The sequence below is a fragment of the Legionella sp. PATHC035 genome, assembly GCF_026191115.1.
Classification (GTDB): Bacteria; Pseudomonadota; Gammaproteobacteria; order Legionellales; family Legionellaceae; genus Legionella.
Window position 1 is genome coordinate 3231316 of sequence record NZ_JAPHOT010000001.1, and the last position, 18926, is coordinate 3250241.

The following is an 18926-nucleotide window of genomic DNA, read 5'->3' on the forward strand; positions in this document are numbered from 1 at the left end:
TTGCGGTTGCTTATTTTTCTTCTCAGCATTTCCTATGTAGGTCTTATTATTTTGGTCTAAGAGAAAACAAAGACATTTTACTTTTTAACCATGGCTGATCAATTAAGGCTCACATAAGTTGGTTCGTGTTAAAATATTTTCCAAATTTTGAATTGGATAATTCATATGTTAAGAAAAGCAACCTCCGAAGATTTTGCTGCATGGAAAGCAATTTACATGCAAACCAGTGTTAATCCATTTATGGCCTATGGCTCTGTGCATGAATTAGATAATGATTTTGTAAATATGGTACAAAAAAGCACTTTATATGTTTACGAAGATAATGAACAAAATATTATTGGTATTTGTCGATTAACCCCTTTTTCGGGGGATTCTCAGCATGTGGTGGAAATTAATTCCTTTGCGATCAGTGAACGGTACCGTGGTAAAGGACATGCACAAGTTATGCTAAACGCTATTATAGAGGAAATTAAAAAACAACCGCAAATTATACGTATCCAATTGAGTGTTGAGGGAGATAACCCGGCAGCACAGCACATATATCAAAAGGCAGGATTTGAGTTAGAAGCCATTTATGATGATTGGTTTCGACGTTATGAAGGGACGCATCAAGACAAATGGTTCGTTGCAGAACATTTCATGGTGCAATTCATCAATAAACCGCAAGTAAAACCTTTAGATTCAATTCACTCACCACAACATCAATGTATTGACTGCAATTTACGTAAAGCGAAAAGCGTTGATTTTCAAAAGAGCTATGACTTATATCAGAGGAAACAGCAAAGTCTTGGGCTTAAAGCAAAATCCAGTGAAGATTATTTCTCTGATTTTTCCGAGTTTCTGGGGAGTGGTGATTTATACGTTTATGAACATAATGATGAAATCATCGGTATGTGCCACCTTGCTCCCTACAGTCAATACAAACGTTTGCAGCATAGTGCAGAAATTGATTTTTTAATTATGGAACCGTTAGGTCACCCAGAAACTCTGGCTAGTTTTTTGAAGAGTATTAAAAAAGACCAAGTTGATAAAGGGATTAAGCGGATAGAAGTGGCACTTTTAGAAGGAGATAGTCAAACAGCCGAAGGAATGAAACTGGCTGGTTTCGAGGCTAAGGGCGAATTGTCCGGAATTTTCAGGCATCCCCAAGGTCATTATGTGAATAAACTTCTCTTTGAAAGCAGTTTATTGGGGATAAGTGATGCTGTTGAATTGATTAAAACATGTCATTTTGATATGAAGAAAGAGCAAAAAATTATTAAAAAATTAGAAATTCTGAACACTTTAACGGGCTTAAAAAATCTCAATTTTGAAAATCAGATTTATCAAACCATAAAAAAACATCGCGACAATCCTGCGGAAATCTTGAATTTTTTATCCAGTATGATGTCAACTCAAGGTATGAGCTTTTTTTCCAATTATCCAGGTGATTCACTGCCTACGCCTATCCCTACTTCAGAGATATTGAATTATGGGCAGGGGTTTTCTTCTTGAATTTCACTGCCAGTTTGGGCTGGATTTGCGGTAACCCCCTAAACGAACACGCTGTCCTGGCCTCTGCCATCTTTCATTTTAAGCTTCTCTACACCCTGAAAAGCGAGTCCAGCACAGCGCTGTTCTCGATATTCGGGAGAGAACCTTAAAACACGAATCCCGGGGTTAACCGGGAATAAGTCGTTAGGGGGGCGTTGAGCGAGATGTAAGTGAGAGACAGGTGCTTCACCACATCAAGCCACCGTTTAAACTGGAGGAAAAAGATCCTGAAACTTAACACGAGTTTTAACGTGGAGCGCTTTTTTCCTTTTCTTCGATAAGTCAAAAATCTTGTAGATTATGATGGGAACTATAAAGCTCACCATGCCTATATAGAAAGCAAGTTTATAGGTGGGGTCTTTATTCAATACCAAGAAAAACAAAGCAATGAGCATGAGTACAATTGCCAAAATGCCGGTATAGGGTGAATAGGGAGTCACATAGCGCAGGTTTTCGGTAGTGTATCCCGCTTGATATAGACGATTTCTAAAGCGAATTTGTGATGTGCATAAAGAAATCCATGCCAATGTGCCGGTAAATCCGGATACTAGAAGTAGGGCGATATAAAGTTTTGTTTGTCCAAAAAAGTAGCCTACACCTAAAAGAATCCAGATGAAAATTAAGGTTGCGATGACCGCATTTTGGGGTACTGAATTATGATTGAATTTAGCAAAAGTGTGGGGTGCCATACCATCACGTGCCAAGGCATTTAATGCCCGCACGGTGCCATAAAATCCGGAATTAGCACAAGATAAAGTCGCACTTAGGGTCACAAAGCTGGTCACAGCACCAGCCCATTTTAGATTGTAAAAGTTTAGTGCATCAGCAAATACAGAGTTGGATAACCCTGCTTTTTGCCAAGGAAAAATTAAGACCAGACAAAATACGGGGATGATGTAGATAAAAAGAATTCTTAACGTTACATTTCGAATGGCGTGAGGGATCATACGCGCCGGATTTTCTGATTCCCCAGCAGCAAGGCCAATAATTTCGGAACCTTGGTAGTTGACCAACAAAAGAACCATGGCGGTCAATAAGGACATGGTCCCATTGGGAAGCAGACCTCCATCACCAAAGATGTATTTGGAGCCAATAAACCCACCCGATTCTGGGCCATGGATGAGGCCAAGGAAAATTAGAATGGCTAAAATAACAAAGCCTAATAAAGCTAAGATTTTGATTAAAGCAAGCCAAAATTCGATTTCCCCGAATGTATCGACTTTAGCAAGATTGATGTACGTTATAAGTAAACCAAAGCAAACAGCCCATACATAACCATTTACCCCCGTAAACATCTCCATGATTATGCCCCCTGCAACGCATTCGGCAGGGATGTACGCCACCCAACTGATCCAATAAGACCATCCTACGCCACAAGCAACGGATGGGGAAATAAAATCAGCAGTATAGGTAACAAAGGAACCTGAGATAGGAATTGCTACCGCAAGCTCACCCATGCAAAGCATGGTTAGAAAAATAATCAATCCGCCCAGGATATAAGCTAAAAATACAGCAGGACCAACCAGGTTAATTACTTCACCCGTGCCTAAAAAATAACCCGAACCGATAATTCCCCCCAAGGCTATAAGTTGCACATGGCGGTCTTTCAATCTTCGGCTGTAACCACTGTCTTTAATGGGTTTATCTATTGCTATCTTGCTCTTTTTCACGGACTGTTTGTTTCTCACAGGTTGTCATGTTTTTGGGTGACGCTATGTTATATTCATCTTTAATAATTTAAAACTAAATTTTTTCTATTTACACTAAATTTTTTAGTAAAAGGATAGAAAAAATTAATTAGGACGACATTATAAATCATTTTTTATCTCTTTGAATATTTTTTCGCTAAATTAATAAAAATTATTACAAGACAAACCTTAGTTTGAATATCAAAAGAAGATCAAACCCATGAAATAGAATCTAATCCATTGCTTTTTTAAAAAAATATTAGTCTCAAACGATACGCACAGTTGCATCATCATTCAACTTAAGTATACTTTTCCTTAAGCCGCTGTAGCTCAGTCGGTAGAGCAGTTGATTCGTAATCAAAAGGTCCGCAGTTCGATTCTGCGCAGCGGCATTGTAAAATCAATGGGTTACAAATGGGTTTAAGAATTTAAATTTCACGTGTCGAATATGTGTCGAAGATTTGAAAGGATCTAAAGTCAATGTTTAAAGAGCTTATTAATAAAATGACTAATGGAATGTTATGGGCAGTGATTGTTCCAATTGCGTTGTTCATATTAATGCTCACAGCTTTGACTGGTGCTTACACTTATGTTGTTTGGAAATCTGACCAAGTGTCCTACGAGGGAGCTTTGGGAAAATTTAGTGCAAAAGCAAATAATCTTCAAACTCAGTTAGACGATGCTCTTGAATCTAATAAAAAGCTATCTATTACTGTAGAGCAGCTAAAAAATTCTTTACAAGAGCTTGGGGAAATATGTGAACCCTCTACAAAAATGCTATCTAATGACAAAAAGAATATTATTTCGAATAAATTAATGGATATAAATAACAGTATGAAATATCAATTAGATCTATTGAATCAACAAAAATCAAAATTGGAAGCTGTTAGTAGAGATGTAATTGAATTTAAAAATGTAATACAAAAGAAATCAAATAAATAATTCTACCCCAAAAATAGGTAGGGTGATTTGTTGTAACATCGAAATTATCTCTGGATTATACGTGTGTAATGTATTGGTTTTTTTATTCTCTAGAAACTTGAAAGGCACAACTCTACATTCATCAAATTAGCAGTAATTTTTAGAATATCCTAAAATTTTAAAGTGTCATATTATTTATCGTATAATTTTATCCAGGATAACTTAATTTTAAATCCGATTATTTCAAGATTTCTCACTTTATCTTCCAAAACCATTTTTGAAAAAAAAGTCAGTCTATCTACAGTTTTGTCATTTATGATTAAATAATGTATAAAACTGTTTTTATAAGATAGATCAATATGGTTATCAGCTTCCTGAATATGATGATTTACAGCAATAACATATTTTTCTGGGAAGCTAGCGTATGCTCGAGCAGATACAAAACCTTGATTAAAAAGATGACTGAGTGCATTGGCTCCTGAATTAAACTTTACATGTATGAACTTTTTTTCTTGGGGTAAGAGAACATCGCAAACCTCAAATCTATCTTCATATAGATATATTTGTTTATGGATTTCATCAAATAAATGTCCATTTAGTTCCTTTGATAGTAATTTATTAAAGATTCGCTCTTTCGGTATCTTTTTCCCTGGATTACTTTGTTGAAATTTTACAATTTCATTATGTGTATTTTCTTTTACTAAGTCCGAAACAATGAATTCTTTATCAATTATAGAGTTTATTTTATTGTTAATTCTTTCATATTTGTCTTTTGCGATCTCAAACCATTCACCATGTGAAAGAATATAGTTAGATCCATTAAATTCAATTTCTCCGTATAGGCATTCAATAATAGGCCATTGCTTTATTGTCTTTCCTTCTTCATCAAGAATACAAACAATATCATTTTCGAGATCAGCTTTTTGAGGTTTTACTCTGAGTTTTAAATATGTGCTTAGAAAAAACTCATCACTCTCAAATTCAGAGTTTGCTAATATGAATTTAAATCGTTCGGCTTCGCTAAAATCAAAATCGATCTCGGGCTCAAACAAGAAAAAATCTTGTCCTCCCAAAACTAATTTATGTTCTAATTGAACGAATAGTTCTTGAAGGAAACCATCTTCTACTGGACATAGACCTTTGAACATTTTTTTAATATCATCATGATTAACTGACTTATAAATTTCATATAATTTCTCAAGTTTTTGAGGTAAGTGTTGTAAGCATGGTATTTCTGTAGATCTAAAAAGAAATTGAATATTAAGAGAACTATACTTACCTATAAGTCTACGAAAATCCATTGATCCCTTATTTGTAGCTACTATTTCTCTGATAATCTCATTATCCTCCATCGAGATATATAATTGATCATTGCTAACTGTGGCGCCATATTGTCTTTGTTTATTCAGCGGATTAGTCTCATGTACTCGGCTTTGGGCACTTTTAACCTTAGTGTCCGTGTTATCGCAAATTAATTTATTAACTGTATAAATTCCAAATTTTTTGTCTATACAGGTTGGGATAATGTTATGACGAGCCATGACTCCCCAATTTAAAGCAAAAATACGAGATTTAATTTTAATAAATAACGATACTCCATGACTTTGATTCGTAGGCATAATTAGTGATAAATCTACGCCTCCAATTTTATTATTAAAATCTTTTACCCAATCTGCTTGTTTAGCTGTTCCTAATTTTTTATAGAGGATTGCAGTTAAATTTTTTTTATCAAAATCTATTTCATTGTATTTGTTATAGTCAGAGATAAAGGTATGGGGTTCATTTATTTGTAATCCTTTTTTTAAAAGGACCACATTTAGTTTGATAGCCTTCAATTTTTCCATTTCTTTCATCAGCGCTCCATGCTAGCATCATAATTTGTATTGGGTGATGCCCTAATACAGAGATCAATGTTCATTTGAATGACTAGATATATGATGTTTTATTTTAGTTAATATTTTATTGACTATATTTTAGCAGTAAATGAAATAAATGTAGCAATCTTATAGTGAGCTGCTAATGCCTAAATTACTGGCGATGTTATGCTTTTTTCTTAGGTTAAAGTGTTAGTTTTGAAAACCTTGTTGCTACATGAAGAAAATTATATACCTATTATTCGTCAATCCAATAATTACAATTAAAGTTAAAAAACATTGGACTGAATATTCAGTGGTACAAATGGGACAAGTGGGAAACTCTTATAATTACTGGGATTGAGTCGTTCCACCATCAAGATTAATGGTGGAACGAGTGGGACAATTAATAGTCGTCAGACCATACTTTTTCAGTAAAAACATAACACCTAGGAATGCCAACTCCTTTAATCCTTCGTTTTTGAGAGGCTTTGCCGTCATTACCTGGGACTATCCAGCCAGCATTAATAAGCACGTTGTTAACCATTTTAGGCTCAAACCCTTGGCAAATCTCCTTCCTGTAAACTTCAGATAAAACCATAAAAATACGAAAACCTTCGTTATCCGTTCGAAAAAATCCAGCTCGGTTATAAAGTCGTTCACTATTGGGATGATTTTCGCTTTCAAACCGACTTGCTCCTTCTTTTTCAAAGAATGCACGAACTTGAGATAGTATGGCTCGATCTTCTCGATTACCATTTTCTCCAAAATCCTCTAGCCAAACATCAAAACACTTTTCCGCTGCTTGGCATGCTGTGCCTCGTTTCCATCCAGTTAATTCGAAATGACTCGCTATTTCCCCAGCCATGGCAACTAAAGCAAAGCGTCTGGCTACGCGTTGAATTTGACCAGAATGCTCAGGCTTGGTGACCTTAGTTACAAATTGCTGGATTTTATTGGTGAGTAGGGGGATCAGTTCAGTGCGATGATTAACAATTTTATGAAGCCATGCAATTCCAGCTGTTCCATGATATTGATTGGCAGCCTCTTTTAACGCGAGTGACATGGAGGCTGGATTTATATGATCATGTAACTGTTCAAATAATCCCATCTGGGCACCTGCATCGGCTTCAATATCTGCCAAGCGAATTTCTTGACCTGCATTGCATCGCTGACCAGCTTTGGCCATTAACGAAGTTAATGACTCCTCGCCAGCGGATAAAAAGAGTAGTGACCAACGCATGGATTGTCTTGCAGTACCACACCGAGAAGCTCGTGTTTTCCCTTGACCATTGGCAAGCAGGTAAGCACACTCACCAGCTTCTTTGGGATCCATTTGGCTAAGTTCATCTAATATTAATACACCATCATTATGAAGAGCTGCCAATCCTTCCAAACCGTTTGCAGTACTTCGCCACAAACGAATGTAACCGTCTGGCTTACCCCAAACAGAAGCAGCCACCTTTAAAGCTGTTGTTTTACCAGAGGATGAAGCACCTCTAAAATGAAAACCGCCTGAATCTTCCCCAACAAGTTTGGCAAGGCTTGGTGCAAATGAAGTAGAAATAGCAAATACTAAACGCGAATTTCCATCGGCTAACCGTGCAATAGAATTTCGCCAATCATCAACCGTACCAGCTACAGACAATGCAGGTTCAAGACTATTGGCATTTTGAAAAACGATTTGGTCATCGCATTGGCCGATTGCTTCAGTAGCGGTAACAAATACTTCTTTATACCAACCTAATTTATCTACACAACGAGCTCGCTCTTCAACAGGAAAAACTTGTATGTAAGAAGCTAACAAATCACGAGCTGTTTTACTGGGTGAGATAGTCAATCCCAATCGTGCCAGTTCACGTCTAACATCACTAGAGTCTCCTTGTAATAAAGCTAAAGGCATAGCCCATTGATGTTTCACTCCATCGTCATCGACCCATTCGAGCAATCGACCCCATTCGCCACTATGAGCATCACGAGTTTTAGCGACCACATATAAAGAAGAGCATATCCATCGAGGTGGTAACTCGTTATTATCTTTATCCTTACCGATAAAAATCACCCCATCAGAGGTTAATTGAAACAAGCCACCTGCATATGGAAACGATTTAATACGTTTAGACTGTTTAAAATCGACATGATATATTTGATTTGAATTCATTTTCTATTTCTCCAACAACGTTCACAGGAAGGTGTTCCACCATCTTCCAATCAATCACAAGACTTAATCAAAGAACTGCTAAACAGCATCTTGAAGGACGTTATAAGTGCATTGTTGTTGAAGATAATTAAGAATATCTGATTTGCGATATCGAACCGTACGACCTATTTTAATATAAGGCACACCCTGACCAGCCCAACGGTTTCGTTCTAATAATTGTGCGGAGCAATCTAAAACTGCGGCGAGTGTATTTTGATTAAAAAGGGTAGAGTTTGGAGCTGATTCAAATTCGTTGATGAGTTGCAAGCGGGATACATTTTTTCTAGACATAGTAATACCTCGTCATTAAAAGAATTTTCAATCGGCAATAAAATACCGCCAAAGAGGCTTTTTCCATAAATCCATCATTGAAAATTCCAGTAATACTGGTACTTTTCCACCTATCCTAAATTCCATGTAGCTTTATAGCCATTTTCATAAAGCTATTTAAAACAACGAATAGATTATTACGTGGTTTAAAAATTAAAGTCAACAATTGAAAACAAATTCAATGAAAATGTAACTAAATAACCCTACCGTCCCACTTGTACCACATGTTCCCTAAATTTTTTTCAATCACAAAGACCTACGTGCAGAAATGTCATATCAGATGAAGTGTCGTATTTTTGCTATACTTGTGTTGTAAGAAACTATCGGAAATAGAGCAATGTCACGCGCATCACTTAGAAGTAAAATTGAGAAAAAGATCGGCCGATCTAAACGGCAGGTTTTTTTACGCTCTGATTTTGAAAAATTAAGTGATTATGATCAAGTTGGCAGAGCATTAAAAGAATTATCCAGAGAAGGAAAGTTGCTCAAAATAGGTTATGGTTTGTATGCAAAAGCTAGAATAAATCGAATTACTGGCAAACCCATGTTTGCTGCTGAGGGTGGTTTTACAGCTATCTCTAGAGAAGCATTAACCCGACTTGGTGTAAAGTGGCAATATTCCGATGCAACGAAATCTTATTTGACGAGCTCTACACAAATACCCGCAAATGCTGAGGTTGTTGTAAAAAGCAGGTTTAACCGTAAAATAGGAACAGACAGAATTACCCTAAAGATAATCACTGAATGAGGTTATTACGAGTTCAATAAAAATATAGATATGCTCTATATAATGTCCCACTTGTACCATCTCAAATTTTGAACGTGGAACACCGATAGCTCAGTAAAATCAAGTTGTCCCCTTAGTTCCACTTGTACCACTCAAAATTATTAATATGTTGTTCAAATGTGATTTTCATTTGTTTGAAGAGGGCAATTTCTCTTCTCAGCAATTTGGAACGCATTGCGTGCCAAATTTAATAATCCAGTTTTCCCCCATAAATCTCCAATACTAGTACTAGATGAAGTATCCGGAAGTTCCGGAATGTTTATTTTAGTTTAATTAAAATTTCAAATTGATGTAGTTCAGAATTTAATTTTTTATAAATTGCTATTAGTGGTCAAGGATTACTTGACTACTGAACTCTCCCGTACGACCCAATAGAGATTTTGAATTGAACTCCATATTCGATTTTAAATTTTTCCCGAGAAAAGAATTTTCTAAGGGCGCAATATACATTGCTTTGCAATGTTGTTTTTTTAACATATAAATTTAGGAAAAAAATATTAAGTACGTCCCAATTTGATGATAAGAAAACGAGGTTAATGTTTTACTTCAGATTATCTTTTCATTAGTAATTGCTTCATAAATTTGGCACACACTGTGTACCAAATTCATTGTAAACATTGACAGAAGATTTTTCGTATAGTTTAATTTTATTAATATAGTTAAACTTTAAGTGTATCTATGTCATCAAAAATAAACTGGCTTCTGAATAATATCAACCCAGGTGAAATCTTGGTGCAGTCTTGGTTATCGAGTCATGGAATTACGCCTCAATTAACAAGAAAGTATTGTCAAAGCCAATGGTTGGTGAAATTAGGTGCAGGTGTTTATTATCGTTCAGGACGTAAACCCGAGTGGCAAAATGCCGTTTATTGTCTGCAAAATCAAAACCAATCAATGATTCATTTGGCTGGTTTATCAAGTTTAGCTCAGCAAGGTAAGTCGCATTATCTACAATTGGAAACAGAATCCATTTGGTTAAATGTTCAAGGAAAAACGATTTTACCCAAGTGGTTTAAGACCTTTCCAGAATTAGTTGCTTCTGATAATCCAACACCTCACTGGCAAATCATTAAAACATCTAAGTTAAATGCCATTGATAATAATGATTTAATTACTGTAGATATAGATGGTATAAAATTGAAAGCTAGTAATCAGGAGTTAGCAGCATTTGAGGTTCTTGAGGCTGTACCTTCTATTTTGTCATTTGAACATGCTGCAGAGCTTTTCCAAGGTTTAGTCAATTTAAGTCCCCGAAAAATTGAAACTATTTTAAGCAAAAGTGGATCTATCCAAACGAACCGTTTATTTTTATTTCTTGGCCATTTCTATAAACATCCATGGGTTAAACGGTTAAATGAATCGGTCATTAATCTTGGGGCGGGGAAGCGTCAAATAGTCCTTAATGGTAAATTAGAAAAACAATATCAAATCACTGTTCCAGAACAATTTATAAGTAGCGATTAGAATATGAATAAACAATCCATTTATTACAAGCAGGTTTTGCTGCTTATCCGATTGATCCCTATTGTTGAAAAAGAAGCGTGCTTTGCTTTAAAGGGTGGAACTGCCATTAATTTGTTTGTGCGTGATTTTCCAAGACTATCGGTAGACATTGATTTGGCTTATTTACCTCTTGAACCACGTGATTTGGCTTTAGCTAATGTTCGTAAGGCATTAGCAGCTATTACGGCAAATATTAATACAGTTCCTGGATTGTTTGCGGTTTTACAAGATAATAAACCGGATGAAATGCGAATTATTGTTGGAGATCGCTCTTCGCAAAATAAGGGAGTTCAAGTCAAGATAGAGGTTTCACCAGTAGCTAGAGGAACGCTTTTACCACCTATTGAGCTTGATGTTGTTGCTTCGGTAGAGGAGGAGTTTGGTTTTGCATCAATGAAAGTAGTTTCTTTACCCGATCTTTATGGTGGTAAATTATGTGCAGCCTTAGATCGCCAACACCCCAGAGATCTTTTTGATATCAAGTTGTTATTAGAAAATCAAGACATTGATCGAGAGCTGTTTAATGGATTTTTAACTTATCTTTTAAGTCATAAGAGACCTATCTCAGAAATTATGAACCCACGCTGGAAAGATATATCGCAAGTTTTTCACAGTGAATTTAAAGGGATGACTTTTGAACCAGTCACTCTTGAAGACCTAATAGCAATACCAGAAAAAATGATTCAAGGACTTAAAGATAATTTTACTCAGCAGGATTATGATTTTCTAATATCATTTAAAAAGGGTGATCCTGATTGGACTCTAGCATGTAGTGAACAGATTCAATATCTACCTGCAGTGCAATGGAAGCTTTTAAATATTCGTAAAATGCCTAAACAGAAACAATTGGAATCTATAGGTTTGTTAGAAAAAACCATGAATCAATGGATTGGGAAATAATCTTAAGTTTATCAATCAAATATTTATGATAAAGGTTTATGAGTTTATTTTTAATCATTTATATAAACTTTTAGTTTAACTTTACGATGAAAAACAAACTAATTTTGATGGACAATACGAGGCACTTGCCTTTTGCCCAATAAGAACGTCATCCAGACAAAAAATTATTAATATTTACTTATTCAGTTGTAAATGATTACTTGTTAGCTGAAAACTCATTAATTTGGCGGACACTGTCTGCCAAATTGGAAATATGGAACGCAATGCGTTCCGAATCTTAAATACTTTGTTATAGATTTATTCTCAATTCGGACCGCACTGCGGTCCAAAATTAGAAAGGCTTTTTTATCTGATCTTTACTTGCAGTTTGTATATTGATTACGTCCGCAGACTCAATCACTTCCATGCACTTTAGAATATAATCAGTAATGAGTTGCATTGGCTTTCTCAAGCGTTCAACATCTACAATAATGTACCCTGCAGTTACATCATTACTCATTTTATGATTCATTAGTCTCTTTAGCGCATAAGCCGGAATGTCCAGACTTTCAGCTATGGTTATGAACGTCCGCCTTAAATCATGAACAGTAAACTGTACTCCTGAAACTTTAGTTACTTGTGCCATGAGTTTTCGTGGTTCGATGATGTGTCCTGCTGCTCCGGCTCCCGGGAATACATAGTCATTCATCTGACTCTTTTTACGATTTACTAATAAATTGTAGAGAAAATCAGAAAGGGGGAGGGTATGGGGCTCACTATTCTTAGTTTTAACTAATGTAAATGACTTGGCAGTTAAATCTACGTCTGACCATTTTAGAGTGGCTGCCTCTTGTCTTCTCAATCCAGTCAGTAGAATGAGTAATAAATAATCTCGTAGAACTTCATTTTGGGTTGTTTTCAGTCCTGCATACCATGCTTTTAACTCATGAGATTTGATATAGGTTTGACGACGTTCTACTCGATACCATGCGCGAGTTTGTGACAGGCGTCTTACAGGGTTTTCCATAATGAGTGATTTGCCTTGGGCATCTTCATATTGACCAGCAGCAAAATTGAAGAGGGCACGCAAAACTCGCATAGCAAGGTTGGCATAAGCTTCACCATGTTCTGTTCCTAGTTTTTCATGATGTTTACTAATGTGATCTTTAGTAAACGATAACATAGGCTTATTTTTCCAGGTAGGAAATGCTTTATCAATCATATGAGTGTAGTTATTGATTGTTTTAGATTTTAAGGTTTTACGGGTTTGTAAGTACTCTTGAAAGACTTCGTTTAAAGTAATTTCGCGCATAGATTGCGCTCTTTTCTCAGCAACAGGATCTTTACCCATAGCAATTTGACCGAGTAGCTCTGTCGCTTTCTTTCGCGCCATATCGGGACTTATTTCAGGATAACGACCAATGGTTATCCTATTAAGTTTTCTATTAATGAGTTTTTCGACAAAGAACGCTTTAGTGCCTCCAGAGGTGACACGAACGCCAAAACCTTTGAGGTTATCATCGTAATATTTCTTTTGTGCACTTTGGCCCGCTTTGATAGGTTTGGGGATATCTAAGTTTTCAATATTGGTTTTGTTAATTCGCATCCTGTTCTCTCAATTTTAATTTTGCGTGTCGAAACGTGTCGAATATGTGTCGAAGAATGAGGTCAAATTCATTAAAAGAACTTATAACTTAATAAGCCTTTAACTACAAGTAATTAAAAGGAAATTAAAAGAAAATCATAGCGTGTCGAAATGGATAAAAACCCTAATTTTCTAATTCGTAATCAAAAGGTCGTGTGTTCGATTCACATCAGCGGCATTAGTAAAATCAGTAAGTTAAGAATGTCTTTTGATTATGCCGAGATATTCTTGGTACCAATTTTGGTACCATATTTAAAATGTAATTCTTTGTTATCGCTTTATTCTGTATTTATCTCTAAATTCAATTGCCTCAATAAATCAATAGATGTTCTTTAAGGTAAATTATCACATTGGCCTTTTTTTACTCGAGTCAAAAGTTTGAGGAATTACTAAACGTTATGATAAAACAGCTGTCATGGTTCTGGGGGCTAACTGTAGTACGTATTATATTGTGGCTAAAATTTTAAAATCACGCCCTAGGACTATAAACATAGAATTATTTTTTTGTGATATTGATATCAGTAATTTTTTTGGTCATTGTAATTAGAAAACTGTTTTAATTTCAAGTTGATATGTTATCCGTTATTTCTAATAGTATTAGTATGCCCGAAAAATGATTGTTTTTTTTATTCTTGCTGGCTTGGAAAATTCTGAAATAACTTTGATAAGAGCCCCTTCAAGAGGCTCAGTAAGAAGACAAAACATAAGTTTGTCCATTAACATCCACCGAGCAATAATTACTAATGAAAAGATCACGAGCAAAAGCCTCATAATCAGAATAACATAATAAATTGTCCGGTAATTGATGGGCATAACACTCATCAAATAACTGTTCAGCAAAATCAACCTCTGAATCGAAACAGTCGTGGAAATTATCCAACAAAGTTTGCGCCTCATCTACTGAGTAGTAACAAATAAGGGCTAAGCCCAGCTCTTCGTGTTCTTTAATAAAGGATGCATATTCAACAATATTACCTATTGCTTCATACTCATGAATATTGATGCTGCCGAATCCTTCATAATCGTGTATGGCATATTCTTCAGCATCAGGTTCAGTGCTGTTATTCAGCATTTTCCACATTTCTTCCATGATGTCATCTTCGCTTTGCGTAGCATCTATCCAAACACCATGCAAAATGCCATTATTATAAGAAGCTAAACAAGCGACATAAATTGAAGGGGTGTCCATGGGATTATCTCCTTATGTGAAGGGAGCAATCCCTCAAGGGAGTTCGCTCCCGTGGTGGGGTATGATTAAAATAGAATTTCTTCGTTAACAAGCAATTCGTTGGGTATCGAACTGTTTGACAAAAGAAATCAGAGATTCCAATTTATAAAAACTTAACTCAGCCTGCTGAATATCATGGGTGTTGATTTGAAGTCGGTGACGGCTTAAATCATTCACACAACAATTTAGCTCAAAGAGTAAATGTTGAATTTCAAGTTGTGCTGGTTCCTGTTGTTGCATGCTAGCTCCTAGAAGAAGGGAGGATTAGCCCCAAAGAGACTGTTCATCCCAATTGGGTTATGCAAAAAAGATCACCGAAACATCGGTTGATTTACCTGGCTATTAATGATGATATGCTTAAAGCACTCCTCGGGTATAAAACCGTAAAGACATCTCCTGGTAGGGTTTCCCTGCTAAACGCTTTGCCATGGAATTAGGGAAGAAGATGGCATATCACAAGACCTAGTGGTTTCGTCAGAGTTAAACTGACTCTTCAGTTGTGTTGCCATCAGATTATCAAGTCAGTATTGGAATGGAATGATTTTTTCTTATGTATATTAAATGAATGCAAATGAACTTATATGTTTTTTTGGGCAGAAGGTTTGCTTGGTAAAATCATTTAACTTAGTGGGCATTTTGTTTCGCTGAATATTATATCATGACCCCACAATACTTTGTTTTAACAAGGCCAGTCGATATTTTCCAATTTGGTGAAAACCAAGTGATTGGTAAGCGCTTATAGCGGAATTATTATTGGAGAACAAAATTGCTCTTTTAACATGTTGGACAGCAGCTTGTTTTAAGGACAGATACACAGCAATTCTGGCAAATCCTTTATTTCTTAAAGACGGAGGGGTATATACAGGGCCGAGTTGTACAATATCAGGTAGATTGGCATTAAATCCACATAGTGAAACAGGGGCATTATTTATAAATAAAACCCATCGATTTTGGCTAAGTTGTTTATCTTGAATTTCATCAATAATCGATTCTTCAAGTTTGGGATTATCAGCATCGTCTCCAAGTGCTTCAATATGATAAGCGATAAGCCATTCTTTGATGACATCCATGTCACACTCTTGCACAGTTTTGAGTGTGCAGCTATATGAATGAATTGCTTGGGGTATAATCATTTGTTCAAGATTAAGTACGAACAACTTTTCCTTATAATTAATAGCAAATAGTGACGATTCTATGTTCAGCTTATCAATGACAAAATTTGCTTGAGAGTCTTCACCAAGTATTCCGGCAATGGGTCTTGTTCTTTTAAGCTCAAATTCATCTACTAATGCGGATAAGGCAGAAAAATTATCTGCCTGCATCATCACATTACCATTCCAATAATGAGCTAAAACACCATTAAGTTGGTTGTTCTCAAAGGACCCATAATATTCTCCATGAAACGGCGCATCGTGATAGGCAATTCCCGAGTGGTATAAATTGTTCCTAATGAACATAGTCGTTTCTTGATAATGATTGAGATAGGATGACAATTCATTTACATACAAGTCGTCTAGTCTTTTTATGGCAATCATTTTTTTCCTTGGTATGATGGGTATTTTTAATACACTTTTAAGACATATGTTAAGATAGCCGAATATTGGATATTATTAAACACAAAAGCTTATGATTACTTTACTTCCTCATAATCCTGCGTGGAATGCCGCATTTGAAATTGAAAAACAACAGTTATTGCAATTGGGTATCAGGAATATCACCCATGTTGAGCATATTGGCAGTACAGCTATTTCTGGCATTTATGCAAAACCCGTGATTGATATTTTAATTGGTGTTAAGTGTTTGAATGAATTTAAGTCTGAAGATATCCAAAAAATTGAATCATTAGGCTATCGATATAATCAAGTTTTTGAAACAGTTTTTCCACATCGGCGTTATTTCCAAAAAGAAAATGAACATGGTGAGCGAACTCATCAGATTCATTTGGTTACTTATCCATCTTCTTGGTATGCACAGCATCTATTGTTTCGCGATTATTTGCGTGTTTATCCCAGCATTGCTAAGGACTATGAAGCACTAAAACTTAATCTAGCCAAAATTTATGATAATACGATTGATTATGCCAATGCCAAGAGCGAATTTTGTCAGAATATCGGCAAGAACGCTTTTTTGCATTTTGGAGTTAATAAACCAATCATTGAAACACCTCGTCTTATTGCATTTATTCCACAATTAGCATGTCACGAAGACTATGCAAAAATGCTTGCAAATCCAGAGTTTATTGAATGTTATGGTGTTTCATACAATGAGACCGAAGCGTTGCATCGTTTGGAGTCGGATATGACGCATTACAATCAATATGGTTTTGCTCCCTGGATGTGGTATGACAAAGAAACTTCCTCCTTTGTTGGGAGAGGGGGATTAAAAATATTTGTATTCGATAACAAAGAAGAAGTTGAGTTAACTTATCAAATAGCTCAAAACTGCTGGGGAAAAGGGCTGGCATTTGAAATGGGACAAGCATCATTGGATTATGCTGAAAAGCACTTGGATTTGGCTAGCACTATATGTTTCACCGCATACAATAATTATCAATCATTGCGAGTTATGGAGAAATTAGGTTTTAAATTTGTATTTGATTTTGAGCATGCTGGGATTACCCATAAATTGCATAGAAAATTTACAATAAAGAAGCTGTAAAGGCCTTAATGGATAAAGTAAAGACTGGCGAGTCGATGACTAGAGCTCAATTTGTAAGTAAAATTGAAAATGGTGAATATAATGATGATTATTATGTACGCATTATAAATGGAATAAAAACCCCTGTATCGAATCCTGACAAAGATAGTAATAACAACCTTGGTTAAATATTAATTTAATTAATGTGTTTATCATTCCAGTATCTAAGAAAGAGTTATTGTTCTTCTATATCGTCTCAATTGCCTTTTTGATGTTTCTGAAAATTATTGTTAATAAAAGTAGTTATGATTAATAAAACCATATTTTATTAATCATAATTATGCTATATTTTGATTAATAAAAAGAGAGATTATTAATCATGAAATGGAATTGGCAGCTTGAGAATTGGCCTAATTTTACTTGGGAGTCAGATAAATTAGTTGTGTATGAGCAGTCTTTTACTGAGAGTGCTGGGATTATTATTGGTTCCTCACAACATATTTCTCAAGAAGGTAAGCAAAATTTATTTATCGATTTGATGTGTACTGATGCTTTGGATAGCTCTGAAATTGAAGGTGAGCATTTAAACAGAGATAGCGTTCAATCCTCCATAAAAAAAGAGTTAGGGTTGTCTACAGAAGCTCCTAGAGCGAGCATGGCAGAGCGTGGGATCGCTAAAATGATGGTTAACTTATATCAAACGATTCCTAGTCCGCTAACACAACAGGTTCTATTTGAATGGCATCAATTTTTAATAGGTAATACCCATCATTTAGAAAATATAGGTCAATATCGCAAGCACGAAGCAGCAATGCAAATTGTTTCTGGTCCTGATTATGATCGAAAAATCCATTTTGAAGCACCTCCCTCAAAACATGTTCCGGCCGAAATGGATCAATTTATTAATTGGTTTGAACGAAGTTCTCTCACCGGTTCAGCCCCTTTACCCACATTAACCCGAGCAGGAATAGCTCATTTATGGTTTGAAAGTATCCATCCTTTTGAAGATGGAAATGGAAGAATAGGGCGAGCTATAGCAGAAAAAGCCTTGGCTCAAGGATTTTCAAAACCAGTTATGACAGTATTGGCAAAAATATTATTAAAAAAGAGAAAGGAATATTATCAACAATTAGGTTTAGCAAGTAAAACTTTAGACTTAACATCTTGGTTAATATGGTTTGCTCACATCGCTCTAGAAGCGCAACAAAATACTTATTTGTATATTGATTTTATTATTAAGAAATCTGTAATTTTAAGGGGAGCGGAAGGGAAAATTAATCCAAGACAAGAAAAGGTCTTATTAAGTTTATTTCATGCTGGGCCTGATGGATTTGTACGTGGTTTAAGTGCTAAAAACTATATGAATATAACAGGCGCTCCCATCGCTACAACAACCAGAGATTTAAATGACTTAGTTAAAAAAAATATTCTTAAACGAACCGGTGAACTTAAATCGACTCGTTATTTTTTAAATCTCGATAAATCTTAAATGGGATTTGTAAGCAAGCGTAGGTCGGGCGCTTCGCCCGACACCTCCCTTTTCTTCATGAAATTCTCAAATCAAAATGGTTAGATGAACTCTCTTCACGGAATCTATAATCAATACCACATCAGTTAATGAAATGTCGGGCCAAGCGCCCGGCCTATGCTTGCTTGGAGAACTCTAATCAGGAATACAACTATTTGGGGATGGTTACAATTGCTCCTTCCTCGAGAAAGAAC

At 35.7% G+C, this 18926-nt stretch carries 16 protein-coding genes and 1 tRNA gene; 9 read left to right on the plus strand and 8 right to left on the minus strand.

Annotated elements, in window-relative coordinates:
• Positions 1-165 precede the first annotated feature (165 nt).
• Positions 166-1494, plus strand: coding sequence for a GNAT family N-acetyltransferase (locus tag OQJ13_RS14190; RefSeq protein WP_265711484.1), 1329 nt, complete (start codon positions 166-168; stop codon positions 1492-1494).
• A 245-nt stretch (positions 1495-1739) separates the two neighbouring features.
• Here OQJ13_RS14190 and OQJ13_RS14195 read toward each other — a convergent pair whose 3' ends face one another.
• The gene (locus OQJ13_RS14195) at positions 1740-3203 is read right to left on the minus strand and encodes an amino acid permease (protein ID WP_028382114.1); all 1464 of its coding nucleotides are present in this window, start codon (positions 3201-3203) and stop codon (positions 1740-1742) included.
• Positions 3204-3540: 337 nt separating this feature from the next.
• On the opposite strand from OQJ13_RS14195, the gene OQJ13_RS14200 reads away from it, so the two are divergent.
• Positions 3541-3613 (plus strand) — tRNA-Thr (locus OQJ13_RS14200).
• Positions 3614-3701: 88 nt separating this feature from the next.
• Positions 3702-4163 carry a hypothetical protein gene (locus tag OQJ13_RS14205; protein WP_265711485.1) on the plus strand — a complete coding sequence of 154 codons (462 nt, stop codon included), beginning with the start codon at positions 3702-3704 and terminating at the stop codon, positions 4161-4163.
• Between the two features lie 170 nt (positions 4164-4333).
• Here OQJ13_RS14205 and OQJ13_RS14210 read toward each other — a convergent pair whose 3' ends face one another.
• The 3 genes from OQJ13_RS14210 to OQJ13_RS14220 all read right to left on the minus strand — a co-directional run bounded on the left by OQJ13_RS14210 (position 4334) and on the right by OQJ13_RS14220 (position 8486).
• Positions 4334-5995, minus strand: a complete 1662-nt coding sequence (locus OQJ13_RS14210; RefSeq protein WP_265711486.1) for a DUF6119 family protein — start codon at positions 5993-5995, stop codon at positions 4334-4336.
• 406 nt (positions 5996-6401) lie between these two features.
• A complete protein-coding gene (locus OQJ13_RS14215; protein ID WP_265711487.1) occupies positions 6402-8156 on the minus strand; it encodes a DUF927 domain-containing protein in 1755 nt (584 codons plus the stop codon).
• Positions 8157-8234: 78 nt separating this feature from the next.
• Positions 8235-8486, minus strand: a complete 252-nt coding sequence (locus OQJ13_RS14220) for a helix-turn-helix transcriptional regulator (RefSeq protein WP_265711488.1) — start codon at positions 8484-8486, stop codon at positions 8235-8237.
• A gap of 376 nt (positions 8487-8862) precedes the next feature.
• On the opposite strand from OQJ13_RS14220, the gene OQJ13_RS14225 reads away from it, so the two are divergent.
• The 3 genes from OQJ13_RS14225 (at position 8863) to OQJ13_RS14235 (ending at position 11715) form a co-directional block, all read left to right on the plus strand.
• A complete protein-coding gene (locus tag OQJ13_RS14225) occupies positions 8863-9273 on the plus strand; it encodes a DUF6088 family protein (RefSeq protein WP_265711489.1) in 411 nt (136 codons plus the stop codon).
• Between the two features lie 717 nt (positions 9274-9990).
• A complete protein-coding gene (locus OQJ13_RS14230) occupies positions 9991-10776 on the plus strand; it encodes a type IV toxin-antitoxin system AbiEi family antitoxin (protein ID WP_265711490.1) in 786 nt (261 codons plus the stop codon).
• A gap of 3 nt (positions 10777-10779) precedes the next feature.
• The gene (locus OQJ13_RS14235; protein WP_265711491.1) at positions 10780-11715 is read left to right on the plus strand and encodes a nucleotidyl transferase AbiEii/AbiGii toxin family protein; all 936 of its coding nucleotides are present in this window, start codon (positions 10780-10782) and stop codon (positions 11713-11715) included.
• A 331-nt stretch (positions 11716-12046) separates the two neighbouring features.
• On the opposite strand, the gene OQJ13_RS14240 is transcribed toward OQJ13_RS14235, so the two are convergent.
• The 4 genes from OQJ13_RS14240 to OQJ13_RS14255 all read right to left on the minus strand — a co-directional run bounded on the left by OQJ13_RS14240 (position 12047) and on the right by OQJ13_RS14255 (position 16102).
• A complete protein-coding gene (locus OQJ13_RS14240) occupies positions 12047-13300 on the minus strand; it encodes a tyrosine-type recombinase/integrase (protein ID WP_265711492.1) in 1254 nt (417 codons plus the stop codon).
• 724 nt (positions 13301-14024) lie between these two features.
• Positions 14025-14528, minus strand: coding sequence for an antirestriction protein ArdA (locus OQJ13_RS14245; protein ID WP_265711493.1), 504 nt, complete (start codon positions 14526-14528; stop codon positions 14025-14027).
• 84 nt (positions 14529-14612) lie between these two features.
• The gene (locus tag OQJ13_RS14250) at positions 14613-14807 is read right to left on the minus strand and encodes a hypothetical protein (RefSeq protein ID WP_265711494.1); all 195 of its coding nucleotides are present in this window, start codon (positions 14805-14807) and stop codon (positions 14613-14615) included.
• 416 nt (positions 14808-15223) lie between these two features.
• On the minus strand, positions 15224-16102 hold the full coding sequence (locus OQJ13_RS14255) for a GNAT family N-acetyltransferase (RefSeq protein ID WP_265711495.1): 879 nt from the start codon (positions 16100-16102) through the stop codon (positions 15224-15226).
• Between the two features lie 91 nt (positions 16103-16193).
• On the opposite strand from OQJ13_RS14255, the gene OQJ13_RS14260 reads away from it, so the two are divergent.
• The 3 genes from OQJ13_RS14260 to OQJ13_RS14270 all read left to right on the plus strand — a co-directional run bounded on the left by OQJ13_RS14260 (position 16194) and on the right by OQJ13_RS14270 (position 18693).
• Positions 16194-17225, plus strand: a complete 1032-nt coding sequence (locus OQJ13_RS14260) for a bifunctional GrpB family protein/GNAT family N-acetyltransferase (RefSeq protein WP_265711496.1) — start codon at positions 16194-16196, stop codon at positions 17223-17225.
• An 8-nt stretch (positions 17226-17233) separates the two neighbouring features.
• A complete protein-coding gene (locus OQJ13_RS14265) occupies positions 17234-17392 on the plus strand; it encodes a hypothetical protein (protein ID WP_265711497.1) in 159 nt (52 codons plus the stop codon).
• A gap of 191 nt (positions 17393-17583) precedes the next feature.
• A complete protein-coding gene (locus tag OQJ13_RS14270; RefSeq protein WP_265711498.1) occupies positions 17584-18693 on the plus strand; it encodes a Fic family protein in 1110 nt (369 codons plus the stop codon).
• The last annotated feature ends 233 nt before the right edge of the window (positions 18694-18926 follow it).

Bases quoted from the DNA above. Each gene is read 5' to 3' on its own strand.
- OQJ13_RS14265 (WP_265711497.1), top strand. From the start codon at position 17,234: ATGGATAAAGTAAAGACTGGCGAGTCGATGACTAGAGCTCAATTTGTA.
- OQJ13_RS14250 (WP_265711494.1), bottom strand. From the start codon at position 14,807: ATGCAACAACAGGAACCAGCACAACTTGAAATTCAACATTTACTCTTT.
- OQJ13_RS14230 (WP_265711490.1), top strand. From the start codon at position 9,991: ATGTCATCAAAAATAAACTGGCTTCTGAATAATATCAACCCAGGTGAA.
- OQJ13_RS14245 (WP_265711493.1), bottom strand. From the start codon at position 14,528: ATGGACACCCCTTCAATTTATGTCGCTTGTTTAGCTTCTTATAATAAT.
- OQJ13_RS14240 (WP_265711492.1), bottom strand. From the start codon at position 13,300: ATGCGAATTAACAAAACCAATATTGAAAACTTAGATATCCCCAAACCT.
- OQJ13_RS14235 (WP_265711491.1), top strand. From the start codon at position 10,780: ATGAATAAACAATCCATTTATTACAAGCAGGTTTTGCTGCTTATCCGA.
- OQJ13_RS14270 (WP_265711498.1), top strand. From the start codon at position 17,584: ATGAAATGGAATTGGCAGCTTGAGAATTGGCCTAATTTTACTTGGGAG.
- OQJ13_RS14220 (WP_265711488.1), bottom strand. From the start codon at position 8,486: ATGTCTAGAAAAAATGTATCCCGCTTGCAACTCATCAACGAATTTGAA.
- OQJ13_RS14260 (WP_265711496.1), top strand. From the start codon at position 16,194: ATGATTACTTTACTTCCTCATAATCCTGCGTGGAATGCCGCATTTGAA.
- OQJ13_RS14190 (WP_265711484.1), top strand. From the start codon at position 166: ATGTTAAGAAAAGCAACCTCCGAAGATTTTGCTGCATGGAAAGCAATT.
- OQJ13_RS14210 (WP_265711486.1), bottom strand. From the start codon at position 5,995: ATGAAAGAAATGGAAAAATTGAAGGCTATCAAACTAAATGTGGTCCTT.
- OQJ13_RS14205 (WP_265711485.1), top strand. From the start codon at position 3,702: ATGTTTAAAGAGCTTATTAATAAAATGACTAATGGAATGTTATGGGCA.
- OQJ13_RS14255 (WP_265711495.1), bottom strand. From the start codon at position 16,102: ATGATTGCCATAAAAAGACTAGACGACTTGTATGTAAATGAATTGTCA.
- OQJ13_RS14225 (WP_265711489.1), top strand. From the start codon at position 8,863: ATGTCACGCGCATCACTTAGAAGTAAAATTGAGAAAAAGATCGGCCGA.
- OQJ13_RS14215 (WP_265711487.1), bottom strand. From the start codon at position 8,156: ATGAATTCAAATCAAATATATCATGTCGATTTTAAACAGTCTAAACGT.